This is a genomic window from Gordonia sp. i37, assembly GCF_002043085.1.
GTDB classification, from domain to species: Bacteria; Actinomycetota; Actinomycetes; order Mycobacteriales; family Mycobacteriaceae; genus Gordonia; species Gordonia polyisoprenivorans.
This window is the reverse complement of record NZ_MVPX01000410.1, coordinates 1-15,020: the sequence shown is the minus strand read 5'-3', so window position 1 is coordinate 15,020 and position 15,020 is coordinate 1. Positions and strand designations below refer to the sequence as shown.

Genomic DNA, 15,020 nt, shown 5'->3' with positions numbered 1-15,020 from the left:
CGCCGCATGCCCGAAGGGCTCCTGGAACAACCAGCGGCTCACGGGGGATCACCGTGAGCCGCTGCAGTAGTGGACGATTGGGGGTCGATCAGGGGGCAGGCACCCGGTCGCGGTGGGCGCCGTCGGCCCGCGCCCGGCTGTCATCGGTGTCGATCAGCTCCGCGTCGATGACGTTGTCCGGCAACGATTTCTGCTCGTCGTCGGCCATGACGTCGACGTTCTCGAGGTGCTCGTCGAGCGCGCTGTGCGTCTTGAGCGCGACCTCCTTGATGAACAGCACCGCGATCAGGCTGATCGCCGCCATCACGCCGGCCACCAGGAAGATCCGGGCGGTGCCGTCGCCGTAGGAGCCGCGGACCAGGTCGGCGAGCGGCGCGGGCAGATCGTTGAGATTGGCCAGTCCCGCCGAGCCCGTCGTCGAGGTGTCGACGCCAAGTGCGCTGAGCCCCTTGGTAATCAGATCCGCGACGTGATTGGACAACACCGCTCCCAGCACCGACACGCCGGCCGCGCCACCGAGTGAACGGAAGAACGTGATCGTCGAGGTCGCCGACCCGAGGTTGGCCGGGGACACGTTGTTCTGCACTGCCAGCACGAGATTCTGCATGCTCATGCCCATGCCGACACCCAGGACGAACAGGTATCCGCCGAGCAGCACCATGTTGGTGTGCGCGCCGATCGTCGACAGCAGGGCGAATCCTGCGGTCATCAGCGCCGCGCCGGCGACGATGAAGCCCTTCCACCGGCCGAAGCGGGTGATCAGCTGTCCGGAGACCGTCGCCGAGAGCATCGAACCGATGATCATCGGCAGCATCAGCAGGCCTGCGGAGGTCGGGGAGTAGCCGCGGGCGATCTGGAAGTACTGGCCGAGGAAGACCGCACTACCGAACAGTGCGACGCCCACCGCGACGCTGGCGACGGTGGCCAGGGCGATCGTCCGGTCCCGGAACAAACGCAGTGGGATGATCGGGTCCTTGGCCCGCGACTCGACGAACAACGCCGCCGCGATCAATGCCAGGCCGAGTACGACCAGGCCGATCTACCACACCGAGATCCAGTCGAAGTTCTTGCCCGCCAACGTCACCCAAATGAGCAGGGTGCTGACACCGGAGGCGATCAACACCGCGCCGGTGTAATCGATGCGGACTTCCTTGCGGATGACCGGGAGGTTCAGGGTGCGCTGGATGACGAGCAGGGCGATCACCGCCAGCGGGACGCAGACGTAGAACGTCCAGCGCCAGCCGAGCCAGCTGGTGTCGACGATGACGCCGCCGATCAGCGGGCCGGCGACGGTGGCCAGGGACATGACCGCGGCGATCGGACCCTGGTAGCGGCCGCGTTCGCGCGGGCTGAACATCGAGGCGATGACGATCACGACGAGCGCTTGCAGGCCGCCCAGTCCCAGGCCCTGGATGACGCGGAAGCCGATCAGCATGCCCACCGATTGGGACAATCCGGCCAGAATCGAGCCGAGTGTGAACACCGTCAGAGCGATCTGCACCAGCAGCTTCTTGCTGATCAGGTCGGAGAGCTTGCCCCATAACGGGGTGGTGGCCGTCGAGGCCAGCAAGGTGGCGGTGACAACCCAGGTGTACTGGTCCTGGGTGCCGTGCAGGTCGGTGATGATCACCGGCAATGCGTTGGACACGATGGTCGAGGACAAGAATGCGACGAACATGCCGAGCAACAGTCCGACGAGTGCCTCGATGCGCTGCCGGTGAGTCATCGGCGCGCCCGTCGACGAAGCGGGTGCGCGCTTCGAAACGGTCGTACTCATGCGAAAACCTCCCAAAGAATCAGGTCGAATCCGTCCGCGGAACGCGGGGAACAAGTCGGGTGTCACGGCGAGGGGACCAGTGGTCCGCCCGGCCGAGATATGCGCGGAGCCGACGCGCAGCAATTAGTTGACTAGCGCAACTATAAGTGTAATAGATGCAACATGCAACTATCGGGAGGTATTCCTGTCCGATTCGGATGTGATCGGTACCTCAGCGGTAGCCTCTACCCGCTCGACGCCTCAGGTGTCGTCGGTGTCGTCGCTCAGTCGGTGGAGCAGGTCGGTGAGTGTCCTGATGTCCTCGGGATCCCACTCGGCCAGGCGCTTACGCCACTCGACCACCGACGAGGCGACAACCTCGTCGTATCGACTGCGTCCGGCGTCGGTGAGGCGGACGACCCGCGCCCGCGCGTCATGTGGGTCGGGGGAGCGCTCGACCAACCCGAGGCGCACCACCGCGTCGACCTGTCGCGTGACCGTGGACTTGTCCAGGCCGAGCTCATGCACGAGTCGCGACATCGGCAGTGACTCGTGGCCGGCGAGGATGGTGATCACCGGATAGGCCGACGGGTCGAGTCGCGGATCGATCGCATGGGCGCGGGAGCGCGTCCGGTTGCGGCCGCGCCGCCAGGTGTCGGCGAGCTCGGCTTCCAGTGCGGTGATCGGGTCCGCGCTCATGATCGGCGACATTCCCCTCGGTCGGGAGTGCTCGGGCCCAGCGCCCGGACCAGGTCAGGGTAGTACGTGGCGGCGACGGGCGTGAGCATCGCGAACTCGATCCGGCCGTCTAGCATTGACGCCGATCACGAACACTTGTAGACCGAACACACTTGTCCACGATGGGAGCGGCGATGGGCCAGGCCACACCGGTGCACGCCCGTTCGGCCGTGGCCGTTCCCGTCGACGACTGGCGGCACTATCCGCCGCTGGCTCTGCCGAAGATCCTCGACGTCGCCCTCACGCAGATCGTCGAGCACGGCTATGACGCCACCAGTGTGCGCACCATCGCCGCCGAGGTCGGCGTGACGGTTCCGGCGCTGTACTACCACTACGAGAACAAGCAGGCGATCCTCGTCGCGCTGTTCGACCACGCGATGAGCACAGTCAGCGCCCACATCGACGCCGCGCTCGCCGAGGCCGGCGACGATCCGGTGCGCCGGCTCTCGGCGCTGGTCGAGGCGACCGCGTTGTATATGGCCAACCACCGGGACCTGGCCTTCTTGGACTCCGAGCGCCGCTCACTGACTGCCGAGAACGGCCGCTGGTATCGCGAGCATCGCGATACCATCGACGGGCAGCTGCGTGACGCCATCGAAGACGGTTGCCGCGCTGGGGTTTTCGCGACATCGGTTCCCGACTCCGCGCGACGGGCGATCTTGTCCATGTGTCAGGGCATCGCGAGCTGGTATCACCCCGACGGGCCCAAGACGCCTGCGGAGACGGCGGCGGAGTACGTGCGGATCGCACTCGCCGCAGTGGAGTTCGGCGCGGTGGACGGCTGAGATCCAGGGTTTGGTCAGCTGGCTGAGACCTCTTCGATCACTTCGGTCGTCCGGTGTACCGGGCATCCGGGGGCGAAGGTGCCGAGCTTGTCGACCTCGAAGCCGTTGGGGTAGCTGCGGATTCGTGGCATGTCCCGGACCAGGCGGGGTTTGCGCCGAGAGGGCAGCAGTGCGACGACCCGGGCGCGTGCCCGGAGTCCGGCGACGGAGAGCTTGCGCGCCAAAGCATTCGGCTTGCGATAGTGGAACGCCTGCAACAGGGGGGCGTCCATCACCGAGCGGCTGAAGATGTCGATCAGGGGCGCCGCCGGTTTCGGGTAGAAAGTCGTCATCAGGTGCATGGTCGAGTCCGCGACGCGCCGTGCCCCGGCGTCGAAGGCGAAGTGTGATGCCTCGTACTCGTCGAGCAGGCGTGTGAAGTCCTCGTACGTCTCCGGGATGTCGGTGATCCCCATGTGCTTTCCGAGTGAGCGGTAGTAGAGCACCGACGCGCGCACTTCCTCGTAGGTCATCCGGCGCCACCCGTAATCGTCGATCCACCGTTTGGGCACGACGACGAATGTGGCCAGGACGTAACGCATGTCGTCGTTGGTGATGTCGTACATCTTGTGCATCTGGTTGATGCGGCGAATGGCCGCTTTACCCTGTTGACTCGAAATCCCTTCCAGTAGAGGAACTTCCAGAAGCAGGCCGGTGTCGTCGTAGCGCTTCTGTACGCGTCCGGTGAACTCGCCGGTCTCGTCGAGCAGTCGTCCGATGCTCGGCACTGCGTAGGTGCGGAAGAGTGCGAAGCTCAGTGCCTGGTTCATGTCCCAGGGAAACTCGTAGGTGACGAGATTGCGGTAGATCTCGCCGAAGTCGGTGTCGGGGTCGAGGCCGTGGTTGCGGTCGATCCTGAGCATGGCTGCCTCCTCGCGTCGTGGCACCGACTATAAGATGACTTACACTTTTGTGCAAGGGGTCACACTTGGCAAGGGGTGTGGCTCAGCCAGGGAGATCCGCAAGGACGGGCATACGTCAGTGGTCGGGGGGCGGGGTCCTGGCCCCGTCGCCGAGTTCGCCGAGCGGGCCGATCGCGCTCTGGAGGAACATCCGGAACCCGAGGTCGAGGGCCTCGTAGGAGCGCAGCGTCCCGCTTTCGTATCCGACGAGCAGATACATCGAGATGGTGGCGTACTCCTCGGCGGCGAACTCGTCGCCGAGGGCCTCACGGTAGGTCTCGGCGATGAAGTCGCGGCGTTCGAGGTCGACTTCCTCCTGATGCTTGCGGACCTCCGGATCCTGGGCGGCCCAGACGCGGATGGCCCGCTCGGAATCGTGGGGCAGGGTCAGGCCGACGTCCATCAGTGCCGCGAGGCGTTCGACCGGGTCGGTGACCTTGCGCGCTTCGGCGATCGGCCGCTGGCTCTTCTCCTCGCGCCAGTAGGCGATCAGCGCCGAGGTGAACTCGGCCCAGTTGTCGAAAGCGTGATAGAAGCTGCCGGTGGTGGCGTCGGCGCGGCCGCAGACCCCCGCGAGTTTGAGCGCACCGAATCCGTCCTCGGCGAGGACGGTGAGACCTGCCTCGAGGAACCGCACGCGCGCGTATCGCGACGGCGTCGATCTCCTCTCGCGGGCCATAGGGTCCGATCCTAGTAGCGCCGACCATGAACGCCGTCCGAACGTGCGGACGCGGGTGGCAGACCGTCGGCGTCGGCCAACTCGCGGGGCGTCCGGACCTGCGACCTTGTTGATCTGCATCACACCGCCGTGTTACAAACTTAGCGAACGATCAGTCGGTGGTTCGGGTTCTTGCGTGGGCGCACACGCCTCGCCGCGACCCGGGCGCCGTGAATCCTCCGGAGGTTCTCCCCATGCCCGAAGCTGTCATCGTCGACGTCGTCCGCCTTGCCTCCGGCAAGGGCAAGCCCGGCGGCGCGCTCTCGCAGACCAAACCCGTCGAACTGCTCGCGCACCTGCTGCGCGCCCTTGTCGAGCGCAACGACCTCGACCCGGCGCTCGTCGACGACGTCATCGGTGGCTGCGTCGGCCAGGCCGGGGAACAGGCGCTCAACATCTCGCGCACCGCGCTGTTGTCGGCCGGATTCCCCGAGTCGGTGCCGGCGACCACTGTCGATCGGCAGTGCGGGTCGAGTCAGCAGGCCGCACACTTCGCCGCACAGGGCGTCATCGCGGGCGCGTACGACATCGTGATCGCCGCGGGTGTCGAGTCCATGAGCCGGGTACCGATGGGCTTCACGACCGTCGGGCAGAGCCCGTACGGGCCGAGCATCGCCGCTCGTTACCCCGAAGGGCTTGTCGGCCAGGGTATCTCGGCGGAGCTGGTCGCGGCGAAGTGGAAGTTCGACAGGGATGCGGTGGATGCCTTCGCCGCCGAGTCGCATCGTCGTGCCGCTCAGGCTGCCGCAGATGGCTTCTTCGCCAAGGAGATCCTGCCGATCGAGGTCGCCGACACCGACGGCAACCGGGTCACCCACGCCGTCGACGAGACGGTGCGCGCGCAGACCACCCAGGAAGGTCTGTCCGGACTGAAGTCGTCGTTCTACAGCCCCGAATACGCCGAGCGCTTCCCCGAGATCAACTGGCACATCACCCCCGGCAACTCCTCGCCGCTGACCGACGGTGCCTCCGGGGCGCTGATCATGAGCGACACCATGGCCGCCAAGCTCGGCCTGACTCCGCGTGCCCGATTCCACGCGTTCTCACTGGCCGGCGACGATCCGATCTTCATGCTGACCGCGCCGATCCCGGCAACCCACAAGGTGCTCAAGCGCTCGGGGTTGTCGATCGGCGACATCGACGCCTACGAGGTCAACGAGGCTTTCGCGCCGGTGCCGATGGCGTGGGCGCACGAGTTCGGTGCCGACCCCGCCAAGCTCAACCCGCGCGGCGGGGCAATCGCCCTCGGCCATGCACTCGGGTCCTCGGGAACCCGACTGCTCTCGACGCTCGTCAATCACCTCGAGGCCACCGGCGGACGCTATGGTCTGCAGACCATGTGTGAAGGCGCCGGAATGGCCAACGCCACCATCATCGAACGGATCTGAATCCATGAAACGTACCGTCTTCGAGGCTGAACACGAGCAGCTGCGCGCATCCGCCCGCGAATTCCTCGCCCGCGAATGCGCACCCAACGTCGAGAAGTGGGAGGCCGCAGGCCAGGTCGATCGCGAGGCCTACAAGAAGGCCGGCGACGCCGGACTTCTCGGCTTCAACATCCCCGAGGAGTACGGCGGCGGCGGGGTCACCGACGACTTTCGCTTCAACGCCGTCATCGTCGAGGAATTCGCCCGCTTCGGCAGCGCCGCACCCGGTCTGAGTTTGCAGAACGACGTTCTCGTCCCCTACTTCCTGCATCTGGCCAACGAGGAACAGCGTGCTCGGTGGATGCCCGGGATGGCCACGGGCGAAACGATTCTCGCGGTCGCGATGACCGAGCCCGGCGCCGGTAGCGACCTCGCCGGGATCAAGACCTCGGCCCGCCTCGACGGTGACCACTACATCCTCAACGGCTCCAAGACCTTCATCTCGGCCGGCATCAACTCCGATCTGGTGGTGGTCGTGTGCCGCACCAACCCCGACCCGGGCGCCGGGCACAAGGCGTTCTCACTGCTCGTCGTCGAACGCGACATGGAGGGCTTCGAGCGGGGCCGCAAGCTCGACAAGATGGGCCTCAAGGCGGCCGACACCGCCGAACTGCACTTCACCGACGTCCGGGTGCCCCGGGAAAACCTCCTCGGCGAGGAGAACAAGGGCTTCTACCACCTCATGCAGAACCTGCCGTCGGAGCGGCTGTCGATCGGCATCGGGGCCATCGCCGGCGCTCGCGCCGTCTTCGAGGAGACCCTGCAATACGCCAAGGACCGCAAGGCTTTCGGGCAACCCATCGGTGCGTTCCAGGCGAATCGGTTCTACCTCGCCGAGATGTCGACCGAACTCGACATCGCCGAGCAGTACATCGACCGCTGCCTGCGCGCCGTCCTCGACGGTGACCTGACCGCCGTCGACGCCGCCAAGAACAAGTGGTGGTGCACCGAACTCGCCAAGAAGGTCATCGACCGCTGCGTGCAGCTGCACGGTGGCTACGGATACATGAACGAGTACAAGGTCTCTCGCGCCTACACCGACTCGCGCATCCAGACGATCTTCGGTGGCACCACCGAGATCATGAAGGACCTCATCGGGCGGGATATGGGCCTGTAGTAGGGGCCTCGCCGTCGACGGTGCTTTCCGCCCGATGGTCGAGGTGCCCGGCGCCCCAGGCGCCGGGCCTCGAGACCTCGAGCGCCGGTGCTGGTTTCGGACCAGCGTCGGCTGTCGGTGGTCTCGAGGTTCCTCGCCCCAGGGGGCTCGTCACACCTCGACCATCGGGCGAGAAGCGGCCTTGACCAACGTCGGCCATCGGGCGAGAAGCGGCCTTGACCAACGTCGACCATCGGGCGAGAAGCGGCCTCGACCAACGTCGACCATCGGTGAAGGGTCAGCAACTGCTGAACCCGCCTAACCCACCACGATCCCCGCGACGAGGTTGATGGTCGTCGCCAGGATGACTGCTCCGAAGACGTAGGACAGCAGGCAGTGTCGTAGGGCCACTGACCGGATCTCGCGGTCGGAGACCGAGGTATCCGACACCTGATAGGTCATACCGAGGTTGTAGCTGAAGTAGAAGAAGTCGCGAAAGGCCGGCGGGTCGTCGGAGTTGAAGTCGATCCCGCCGGCTTTTCCCTTGGCGTAGTAGAGAAATGCGTACCGGGTCGCGTACATCAGGTGCAGACTCGCCCAGGACAGGAACACCCCCAGGAGGGCGATCGCCGCGGGTATCCAGTGGGCGTGCGAGCCGCCGTCGATGAGTAGTCCGATGATCCCGCCCAGCGCCGAGAGTGCCGCGACCACCACGATCACCTCGTCGACGATGGGACGGAAATCCTCCCGTCCCACGTGCGCTCGGGTGTCGGCGGCGTCCATGGGCCACAACGCCACCCAGCCGAGAAGGACGAAAACCCCGGCGGTCGTCGCGATTCCGGCGAGGACGCCATGCCCGGCATCCCGGGCGAGCAGGCCGACCCCGACCCCGAGGGCGGCGCCGCACAGCACCGATACGAGGACCCGGGGCGCAGCTGTGTTCGGAACGATGCGCATCACCCCACCATCAGTAGCACCACTGCGTCTACGCTGTGTGCCCAAGCGCCGGACATCGCGCGTCCGCCACGCCGCGACAGGAGAAGTGATGGCCCGGTCGACATCGGGGGAGTCGGTACTCGAGCGCGCCGTCCGCATCCTCGAGGTCTTCGACGCCGACCACATCACCGTCACCGTCACCGAGATCGCCGAACGCGCCGGGCTTCCGTTGTCGACGGCATCGCGCCTCGTCGACGACCTCGTCGGTCTCGGCTTGCTCCGGCGCGACGAGGATCGTCGGGTCCGGATCGGGGTACGGCTGTGGGAGTTGGCGTCTCGGGCATCCCCGACGCTCGGGCTCCGGGAGGCGGCGATGCCGTTCCTGGAGGACGTACACGCCATCGTCGGACACCACGTGCAACTCGGTGTGCTCGACGGCGCCGAGGTCTTGTTCGTCGAGCGCCTGTCGAGTCCCGGCGCGGTCATCAACGTGACACGCGTGGCCGGGCGGCTCTCGCTGCACGCGTCCTCGGCGGGCCTGGTGCTCCTTGCCCACGCGCCCGCCGGATTCCAGGAACGCGTGCTGAGCCGGACGCTACCGCGGTACACGGCGCAGACCATCGTCGATCCACGTCACCTGCGGGCGTTCTTGGCCGAGGTTCGACGCTCCGGCGTCGCGGTGTGCCCCGGTTTCATCCACGAGGATGCGACGGGGATCGCGGTGCCGATCCGCGATTCCAAAGACCTCGTGGTCGCGGCCATCTCGGTGGTGGTTCCCCGCGACGACCGGCCGACCAGCCACGTCGCGGTACTCCAGGCGGCGGCTCGAGGGATCGGTCGCGAACTGCGTCGCCCGATCGACCGGCGCTGACGGCGGTGGTAGCACTCCCATTCAATGGGAATCGTCTTGTGGGCGGTGTCGGCGATATCCAACCCTTGTGACCATGACCACATCACCGCACGCGTCGTCCACGCCGGTCCGTCTGGTGGCCGCAGCCGCCGCCGACGGCCTGGTGATGACCGTCGTCGCCGGCACGCCCGTCGCCGACGGCGTCGTCGAACTGACCCTGGCCGAGGCGCACGGACACCGACTTCCCGACTGGTCGCCCGGTTCACACATCGACGTCGTCCTACCCGGCGACATCATCCGGCAATACTCGCTGTGCGGAGATCGTTGGGACCCGTTCCACTACCGGATTGCGGTTCTGCGAGAACCCTTGTCACGTGGCGGTTCTCGATACATTCATGACCAGCTGGCGGTAGGAGACGCGCTGCCGATCGGCGGGCCGCGCAACAACTTCGCGCTGGTGCCCGCCGAGCGGTATCTCTTCGTCGCGGGTGGGATCGGCATCACCCCGATCCTGCCGATGTGCCGACAGGCAGACCTGCTGGGCATCGACTGGACGTTGATCTATGTCGGGCGGTCGCGACGCACCATGGCTTACCTGGACGAACTCGCCGACGATCCGCGGGTGCGGGTCCATGCCACCGACGAGGGGCCACGTCCCGACCTCGCCGCCGAACTGGACGCCGTCGGCGCCGGAACCACGATCTACTGCTGCGGGCCCGTCGAACTCACCGCGGCCGTCGTCGATTCCGGTGCGGCCCTGCCGGTTGGCGCTGTACGTGTCGAACACTTTGTCCCCAAAGAACTCTCGGCACCCGTGCGGATCCGGCCGTTCGAGGTGGAGTTGCGTCGGTCGGGACAAACCGTCACCGTGCCCCCGGACCGGTCGATCCTCGAGGCCGTCTCCGACGCCGGGGTTGCGGTCCTGTCGTCGTGTCGCCAGGGCACGTGCGGCACCTGCGACACCGGCGTGCTCGACGGCCGTCCCGATCACCGCGATTCATTGTTGACCGATTCCGAACGAGAACAGAACGACTGCATGTTCATCTGCGTATCCCGTTCCTGCACCGACACACTCGTCCTCGACCTCTGAAGAGAAGACCATGACCACCGCCACCGACACCACCCGGACACACGCCCCACTCAGCGACGCCGACCCCTTCGGCCACGACATCCTCGAGTCGCCCGACGCCTTCCACGCCATGCTGCGCGACTCCGGTCCTGTGGTGTATCTGAACCGTTACGACCTGTATGCCATGGGGCGCTACGCCGAAGTGCATGCGGCGCTGACCGATTGGCAGGACTTCGAATCCGGCGCCGGCGTCGGACTGAGCAACTTCCGGCTCGAGAAGCCCTGGCGACCACCGAGCCTGTTGCTCGAAACCGATCCGCCGCACCACGATGCGCCCCGCGCCGTCCTCTCGGAGATCCTGAGTGTGCGGGCCCTGCGACGTTTACGCGATCTCTGGTGCGCCGATGCCGACGAGTTGGTGGCCGCACTCCCGGCGAACACGCCGATCGACGCAGTCCCGGAGATCGCCGAGGCGTTCCCGCTGCGCGTGTTCCCCGACGCGGTCGGGATCGGGGCGGACGGCCGGGAGAACCTGTTGCCCTACGGCGATCACTTGTTCAACTCCTTCGGCCCGCACAACGACCTCGTCGTCGCCGGTGAGCCCCGGATTGCCGCGGTGTCCGGCTGGGTCAACGAGCAATGCGGGCGAGACCGGTTGACGCCGGTCGGCCGCGATGGCCACGGCACCTTTGGTGCGCAGATCTGGGCTGCGGCCGATCGCGGTGACATCACCACCGATCAGGCGCCGACGATCGTGCGGTCGCTCCTCTCGGCCGGCGTCGACACCACCGTGCACGGGTTGGCCGCGGTCTTGCACGCCTTCGCGACCAACCCGGACCAGTGGGACCTGTTGCGCGCCAATCCTTTTCTCGCCCGTATCGCATTCGACGAGGCCGTGCGTGTCGAGGCCCCGGTGCAGACCTTCTTCCGTACCGCCACCCGCGACATCCTGGTCGGCGACGTTCTGATCCCCGAGGGCAAGAAGATCCTGATGTTCCTCGGATCGGCCAATCGCGATCCGCGCCACTGGGACAACCCCGACGCCTTCGACATCACCCGCAACCCGTCCGGTCACGTCGGATTCGGGATGGGCATTCACCAGTGCGTCGGGCAGCACGTCGCGCGCCTGGAAGCCGAGGCCGTCCTGACCGCCCTTGCGCGCCGTTTCCGACGCATCGAACTCACCGCCACGCCGCGTCGACACCACAACAACACGCTGCGCGCGTGGGGATCGTTGCCGATCACCTTCGTGGAATAGCGGACTCGCCGACCCCACCCACCTGACCATCCCGCCCGGACCACCGGGCACCCTGGAGGCCATGTCCACCTGGGAGCTCATTGCCGTCCTCGCCGCGGGAGTGGGAGCGGGCGCCATCAACGCGCTGGTCGGCAGCGGCACGCTGATCACCTTCCCCACCCTTGTGTCGTTCGGGGTGCCGCCGGTGACGGCCACGATCTCCAACGCGATCGGTCTGGTCGCCGGCGGTGTGTCGGGAACCTGGGGCTATCGCCGCGAACTGCAGGGACAGTGGCCACGGCTGCGCTGGCAGATGCCCGGCTCCTTCCTCGGCGCACTGCTGGGGTGCTTCCTGCTCCTGCATCTGCCGGAGACGGTGTTCGAGAAGGTCGTGCCGGTCCTGTTGGTCGGGGCGCTGATCCTGGTCGTCGCCGGACCACGCATCCAGCGATGGTCGCTGAGCCGATCCGGGATCCTCGGCCATACCGGAGCCGTGACCGAGGCGTTTCCGCTGAGCCCCACCAGGATCGCCGCGATGACCACGGCAACCTTCCTTGTCGGCATCTACGGCGGGTACTTCACTGCCGCGCAGGGCATCTTGCTGATCGGGGCGCTCGGCGTGATCGCCCCCGACGACCTCCAGCGCCTCAACGCCGCCAAGAACCTGCTCTCGCTGATCGTGAATGTGGTTGCGGCGGTGACCTACACGATCGTGGCCTTCGATCGCATCGACTGGACCGCGGCCGGGTTGATCGCCGTCGGGTCGCTGGTCGGTGGGGTCCTCGGCGCCCGATACGGGCGCCGGCTCCCGCCGACGGCGTTGCGGATCCTCATCGTCGTGGTCGGGCTGATCGGGCTGTGGCGACTGTTGGCCTGAGCCCGTTCTGCAGCAGTCTGTTCCGCAGCAGTCTGTTCCCCTGCGCCGCGATCCGGCGTAGCGTCATCCGAGATTGTGTTCGACGAGACGAAGGTGAGTGACGACGATGTCCGCAGTGATCGTGGTGGCAACGATTTCCCCGCAACCCGGTAAGGAAGAGGAGGTCCGTGCGGCCATCCTGACCGCCATCGACAAGGTGCACCAGGAGCCGGGCTGCGAGCTGTACGCACTGCACCAGTCGGCCACCGGCAACGAGTTCGTGATGATCGAGAAGTGGGAATCCGCCGATGCCCTCAAAGTCCACGGCGGCGCCCCCGCGCTGACCGAACTCGGAGCCGCGATCGGCGGATTGCTGGCCGGCCCGCTCGACGTCAAAACCTTCACCGCAGTGCCCGCGGGTGATGCGGACAAGGGCGCTCTCTGATCAGGTTCCGCTGACCGCCCCGACGGCGCCCGGCTTTTCGCCGACAGCGCTCTGTAGACCGCCGACAGCGCCCGTCAGAGCGCTCTCGACGCCCAGCTGGGCGCTGTCGGCGTTGTGACGGGCGCTGTCGGCGGGTTTCGGACGCTCAGTCGCGGGCTGGGACCCGGTCCTCGGCCGCTTCATCGATCACTGCCTCGGTCTGCACGATCTCGGTTAGCACGATGGAGAATTCCGACGAGCCGGCCTCAGCGTCACGCGCCGCGCGTGCGCGCAACCCCAGCACCGAGTGTCGACGACCGTAGAGGGCGTAGACGACGATCCCGACGAGCATCCACACCACGAAACGAATCCAGGTCTCGACGGACAGATTGATCATCAGCCAGCCGCAGGCCACGATCGCGACGATCGGCACGAACGGGCTGCCGGGCACCCGGAATCCGCGTTTGAGATCGGGGCGGGTCTTGCGCAGGACGAGGACGCCGGCGCACACCAGGACGAAGGCGAACAGGGTGCCGATGTTGACCATCTGCTCCAGGGTCTCGATGGGGAACACCGCGGCGATCACGGCGACGACGACACCCACGATCATGGTGATACGCACCGGGTTCCCGGATTTGTTGGTGGTGCCCCACGACCGCGGGATCAGGCCGTCGCGCGACATCGCGAACAGGACTCGGGTCTGCCCGAGCATCATCACCATGACGACGGTCGTCAGACCGGCGAGCGCACCGACGTTGATGGCGGTCTCGGCCCACGTCACCCCATGTGCCTCGAAAGCCGTTGCCAGGGTCGCGCTTCCGTCGCCGACCAGCGGGCTGCCGGTGCGTAGCTGCTGGTAGCTCACCATGCCGGTCAGCACGATGGTGACCGCCACGTACAGCACGGTGACGATCGCCAGCGAGCCGAGAATGCCACGCGGGATGGACTTCTGCGGGTTCTTGGTCTCCTCGGCGGTGGTCGCCACGACGTCGAATCCGATGAACGCGAAGAACAGTAGGCTCGCCGCCGCCAGCAGGCCGTACCACCCGTAGTTGCTGCCGTCGGATCCGCTCAGCATGGCGAACAACGTCTGGTGCAGACCCGACGCCCCGCTTGTGTTCGGTTCGGCGGCAGGCACATACGGATGGTAGTTGTCGGTGTTGATGAAGAACGCGCCGACGATGATCACCAGCAGCACGACAGCCACCTTGATGGCGGTGATGATGGTGGACACACGCGACGAGAGTTTCACGCCGAAGGCAAGAGTCAACGTGATCGCCCCGATGATCAGCACCGCGCCCCAGTCGGCCTTGAACCCGCCGATCGCGACGGTGGTCGACGTGCCGATGAAATCGGCGAGGTAGAGCGACCACCCCTTGGCCACCACCGAACTGGCCAAGGCGAATTCGAGAATCAGGTCCCAGCCGATGATCCATGCGATGAACTCGCCGAAGGTGGCGTAGGAGAACGTGTAGGCGCTGCCGGCGACGGGCACCGTGGACGCGAACTCCGCGTAGCACAGGGCAGCCAGCCCGCAGGCGACCGCCGCGAGGACGAAGGCCAACGAGACCGACGGTCCGGCCAGGTCGCCCGCGGTGCGGGCGGTGAGCGTGAAGATGCCTGCGCCGATGACCACGGCGACGCCGAAGGCGGTCAGGTCACGTGTCGTCAGATCCTTGCGCAACTTGCTGCGCGGTTCATCGGTCTCGGCGATCGATTGCTCGACGGATTTTGTCCGCCACATCCCGGTTCCGGGCATGGGTGTCTCCTCACAGCGGGTTCGCTAGGCGCAGAGCGCATCTGGCTACCGACCCCCAGGGGTGGGCTGTCGGGGCGGGGCGCGCGGGGTCACCGCGTGCACTGTCGCCCGGTCTCGTCGGACAGTCGGAAGCCGGTAGTGCCGTTCATGCAAGCAGTGTGACGTGGGACACGTCGAGAAGAATCGTCGAATCCGCTCGTGAACGCAAAAGATTCAACGAATCCGGGTGATCAGTTCATGTTCTTTGCGCTCACCGATGCCACGAGCCGAGCACGATCATGGTCTTCGTGCCGGTGGCCTTGCCGCCGCGGCGCAGGTGATTGATCACCTGCTGGAGGTGGCTGTGGTCGCGTGCGCGCACCTTGACGAGCATGTCGGGATCGCCCGCGATCGTGTAGACGGCCTCGACCTCCGGGATGCGCGTCATC

Annotated in this window: 14 protein-coding genes and 1 pseudogene; 8 read left to right on the top strand and 7 right to left on the bottom strand. The window is 66.5% G+C overall.

The window, feature by feature from the left end:
* Nucleotides 1–88 precede the first annotated feature (88 nt).
* Nucleotides 89–1,726: pseudogene (locus B1964_RS20405) on the bottom strand (MDR family MFS transporter).
* Between the two features lie 291 nt (nucleotides 1,727–2,017).
* Nucleotides 2,018–2,455, bottom strand: a complete 438-nt coding sequence (locus tag B1964_RS20400) for a MarR family winged helix-turn-helix transcriptional regulator (protein ID WP_079931072.1) — start codon at nucleotides 2,453–2,455, stop codon at nucleotides 2,018–2,020.
* 161 nt (nucleotides 2,456–2,616) lie between these two features.
* Between B1964_RS20400 and B1964_RS20395 the strand changes: the two genes are divergently transcribed.
* Entirely contained in the window at nucleotides 2,617–3,279 is a 663-nt protein-coding gene (locus tag B1964_RS20395; RefSeq protein ID WP_253194096.1) for a TetR/AcrR family transcriptional regulator, read from the top strand.
* Nucleotides 3,280–3,293: 14 nt separating this feature from the next.
* Here B1964_RS20395 and B1964_RS20390 read toward each other — a convergent pair whose 3' ends face one another.
* Nucleotides 3,294–4,181: an oxygenase MpaB family protein gene (locus B1964_RS20390; protein ID WP_079931070.1), complete on the bottom strand. Its 888-nt coding sequence runs from the start codon at nucleotides 4,179–4,181 to the stop codon at nucleotides 3,294–3,296.
* Between the two features lie 115 nt (nucleotides 4,182–4,296).
* The gene (locus tag B1964_RS20385) at nucleotides 4,297–4,899 is read right to left on the bottom strand and encodes a TetR family transcriptional regulator (protein ID WP_079931069.1); all 603 of its coding nucleotides are present in this window, start codon (nucleotides 4,897–4,899) and stop codon (nucleotides 4,297–4,299) included.
* A gap of 233 nt (nucleotides 4,900–5,132) precedes the next feature.
* On the opposite strand from B1964_RS20385, the gene B1964_RS20380 reads away from it, so the two are divergent.
* Both B1964_RS20380 and B1964_RS20375 read left to right on the top strand, forming a co-directional pair.
* Nucleotides 5,133–6,326 carry an acetyl-CoA C-acyltransferase gene (locus B1964_RS20380; RefSeq protein ID WP_079931068.1) on the top strand — a complete coding sequence of 398 codons (1,194 nt, stop codon included), beginning with the start codon at nucleotides 5,133–5,135 and terminating at the stop codon, nucleotides 6,324–6,326.
* 4 nt (nucleotides 6,327–6,330) lie between these two features.
* Nucleotides 6,331–7,482 carry an acyl-CoA dehydrogenase family protein gene (locus B1964_RS20375; RefSeq protein WP_014361719.1) on the top strand — a complete coding sequence of 384 codons (1,152 nt, stop codon included), beginning with the start codon at nucleotides 6,331–6,333 and terminating at the stop codon, nucleotides 7,480–7,482.
* A gap of 297 nt (nucleotides 7,483–7,779) precedes the next feature.
* Here the strand turns inward: B1964_RS20375 and B1964_RS20370 are convergent, their stop codons facing one another.
* Nucleotides 7,780–8,418 (bottom strand): DUF1345 domain-containing protein, encoded by a 639-nt coding sequence (locus tag B1964_RS20370; protein ID WP_014361718.1) that lies wholly within the window; start codon nucleotides 8,416–8,418, stop codon nucleotides 7,780–7,782.
* Between the two features lie 88 nt (nucleotides 8,419–8,506).
* Between B1964_RS20370 and B1964_RS20365 the strand changes: the two genes are divergently transcribed.
* The 5 genes from B1964_RS20365 to B1964_RS20345 all read left to right on the top strand — a co-directional run bounded on the left by B1964_RS20365 (nucleotide 8,507) and on the right by B1964_RS20345 (nucleotide 12,854).
* Nucleotides 8,507–9,268, top strand: coding sequence for an IclR family transcriptional regulator (locus B1964_RS20365; RefSeq protein ID WP_079931067.1), 762 nt, complete (start codon nucleotides 8,507–8,509; stop codon nucleotides 9,266–9,268).
* Nucleotides 9,269–9,341: 73 nt separating this feature from the next.
* Complete coding sequence (locus B1964_RS20360; RefSeq protein ID WP_079931066.1) at nucleotides 9,342–10,337, top strand: PDR/VanB family oxidoreductase; 996 nt, start codon at nucleotides 9,342–9,344, stop codon at nucleotides 10,335–10,337.
* 10 nt (nucleotides 10,338–10,347) lie between these two features.
* A complete protein-coding gene (locus B1964_RS20355) occupies nucleotides 10,348–11,574 on the top strand; it encodes a cytochrome P450 (RefSeq protein WP_079931065.1) in 1,227 nt (408 codons plus the stop codon).
* 61 nt (nucleotides 11,575–11,635) lie between these two features.
* Complete coding sequence (locus tag B1964_RS20350) at nucleotides 11,636–12,430, top strand: sulfite exporter TauE/SafE family protein (protein WP_079931064.1); 795 nt, start codon at nucleotides 11,636–11,638, stop codon at nucleotides 12,428–12,430.
* A gap of 106 nt (nucleotides 12,431–12,536) precedes the next feature.
* A complete protein-coding gene (locus B1964_RS20345) occupies nucleotides 12,537–12,854 on the top strand; it encodes a putative quinol monooxygenase (protein WP_006369853.1) in 318 nt (105 codons plus the stop codon).
* A gap of 145 nt (nucleotides 12,855–12,999) precedes the next feature.
* Here B1964_RS20345 and B1964_RS20340 read toward each other — a convergent pair whose 3' ends face one another.
* Together B1964_RS20340 and B1964_RS20335 are read right to left on the bottom strand one after the other, a co-directional pair.
* Nucleotides 13,000–14,592, bottom strand: a complete 1,593-nt coding sequence (locus B1964_RS20340) for an amino acid permease (RefSeq protein WP_079931063.1) — start codon at nucleotides 14,590–14,592, stop codon at nucleotides 13,000–13,002.
* Between the two features lie 250 nt (nucleotides 14,593–14,842).
* The gene (locus B1964_RS20335) at nucleotides 14,843–15,019 is read right to left on the bottom strand and encodes an Lrp/AsnC ligand binding domain-containing protein (protein WP_139765814.1); all 177 of its coding nucleotides are present in this window, start codon (nucleotides 15,017–15,019) and stop codon (nucleotides 14,843–14,845) included.
* Nucleotide 15,020: the final 1 nt, after the last annotated feature.